Source organism: Desulfovibrio sp. (genome assembly GCF_035644575.1).
Classification (GTDB): domain Bacteria; phylum Desulfobacterota; class Desulfovibrionia; order Desulfovibrionales; family Desulfovibrionaceae; genus Desulfovibrio.
On the sequence record NZ_DASQOG010000015.1, the window covers coordinates 1 to 2,180 of the forward strand.

The following is a 2,180-nucleotide window of genomic DNA, read 5'->3' on the forward strand; positions in this document are numbered from 1 at the left end:
TGTGCGCCAGGAAATTATGGCCCTCAAGGCCTATGTTCCCGGCCTTTCCATTGCCGAAATCCAGGATAAGTACAACCTGCCCCAGGTTATCAAGATGGCCAGCAACGAAAACCCGCTGGGCATGCCCCCTCTGGCCCGCGAGGCTGTGGAACGCCACGCGGCCGGGGCCTTTCGGTATCCGCAGGGCGGCAATCCGCGACTGGCAAAGGCGTTGGGGCAGCGACACGGCGTTGACGAGCACCGCGTGGTTGTGGGCAACGGTTCGGACGAAATCATTGACCTGCTTATCCGCATTCTGGCGATCCCCGGCGCGCACAACATTGTGTGTTTCAACCCCTGTTTCAGCATTTACCCCATTCAGGGACGTATTTGCGGCGTGGAAATCCGGCGGCAACCGCTTGAGGAAGATTTTTCCTTCAACTTTGCCGCCCTGCTGGAACTGGTGGACGACAACACGCGCATTGTTTTTGTGACCACGCCCGACAATCCCTCGGGCTTTTGCCCCCCGCGCGCTGCCGTGGAGGCCCTTGCGCGCGATCTGGCGCAAAAGGCCCCCGACTGCTTGCTGGTGGTGGACGAAGCCTACGTGGATTTTGCCGAAAATGAAAAAAACGCATCCATGCTGGCGAGCGGCATCATGCCAAGCAACACGGCCTTTATGCGCACGTTTTCCAAAAGTTTCGGGCTTGCGGGCATGCGCGTGGGTTATGGCATTTTGCCTGACCATCTGGCGGATTTTGTCTGGCGCGCACGCCTGCCCTTCTCTGTCAACATTCTGGCGGAGGAAGCGGCTTTGGCGGCTCTGGCTGATGACACCTTTTACAACGCCACCCAGGATGCCGTGCGCACAGGCCGCAAGGAGCTGTTTGCGGGCCTGACCGCACTGGGCTGCAAGGTGTGGCCGAGCGAAGCGAACTTTTTGATGTTCGGCATGCCCGAGGGCGCGCTCACCGCTGCCGAATGCTTTGAAACCCTGCTCGCGCGCGGCATCATCATCCGCCCGCTCAAGAGCTACGGTTTGCCGGATCTGCTGCGCGTCAGCATTGGCAACCAGCAGGAAAACCTCGCCTTCCTTTCCGCCATGGCAAATATTATTGCCCATAAAGGGGATAAGGCATGAGCGCGCGGCTTCCTGTGGTGACGCTTGACGGTCCGGCAGGCGTGGGCAAAACCACGCTGGCCCGGCGTGTGGCCGAAGGGCTTGGCCTTTCCTACCTTGATACCGGGGCCATGTTCCGCTGTATGGCGCTCAAGCTGGGCGCCGGGGCGGAAACATTACCGGAAGAAGAACTGCGCACCCGCTGCGCGGAGTGGACGTTCACCCTTTCGGGCCTTGGGCAGCAGTCCACCCTGTTCTGCAACGGCGTTGCCGTGCGGGGCGAGGTGCGCACCGAGGCCGTGGGCATGCTGGCGGCCCGCATAGCCACCGTGCCTGTGGTGCGCGAAATTCTGCGCGCCACCCAGCGTGCCATTGGCGAGCAGTACCCGCTGGTGGCCGAAGGGCGCGACATGGGAACAGTGGTTTTTCCCGACGCGCGCTTCAAGTTTTTTCTGGATGCAGCGCCCGAGGTACGCGCCATGCGCCGTCTGCACGACCTTGAGTCCAGCGGGCAGAAAGCGGATCTCGCCACACTGACCGAACAGATCCGCCAGCGCGACGCCCTTGACCGCAACCGAGCCGTGGCCCCTCTGCGCCCCGCGCAGGATTCGCTGATTGTGGACACGTCCCACCTTGACATTGAGGGGGTACTTGGCGTCATCCTGCACCACATCAACGTGCATGGCGGTACGCAGAGCCTTCGCTCCGCCTGACGCGCACAGTAATCCGCACACCAATTCGCACCCTTAAAGGCCGAACCGTTTCATGGTTCGGCCTTCTTTTGTTTCCCCTTGGCTGCCCGCAAAATGCAGCGGCAAGAATTGCCCAACCAGGAAAATCCTGCCTGCGCCGCGCCCCTGAGCGCCAAGGCTTTGGCGCTTTACGGGGGGGCAAAGCCGCCACCCTGATGTGCATTTTGCACAAACGGCAAATCAGCTCGCTGTATTTATTGCACTCTTTTACTATTGGCACGTTCAGTGCATATAAAAAAGCAAGTCAGTGGCGCATAAAGCGCCCGACCACAAACCAGCCTCAGTTGGGGAGGATACCATGAGCAATCAACTGGATTACGAAATCAATA

The 2,180-nt window shown here is 60.2% G+C and carries 2 protein-coding genes; both read left to right on the forward strand.

Going from position 1 to position 2,180, the window contains the following annotated elements; all coding sequences use genetic code 11:
* The first annotated feature begins 1 nt into the window (after position 1).
* On the forward strand, positions 2-1,120 hold the full coding sequence (gene hisC, locus VEZ52_RS00650) for a histidinol-phosphate transaminase (RefSeq protein WP_324835094.1): 1,119 nt from the start codon (positions 2-4) through the stop codon (positions 1,118-1,120).
* A complete protein-coding gene (gene cmk, locus VEZ52_RS00655; protein ID WP_291445707.1) occupies positions 1,117-1,812 on the forward strand; it encodes a (d)CMP kinase in 696 nt (231 codons plus the stop codon). The genes hisC and cmk overlap by 4 nt, the downstream gene beginning before the upstream one ends.
* Positions 1,813-2,180 lie beyond the last annotated feature (368 nt).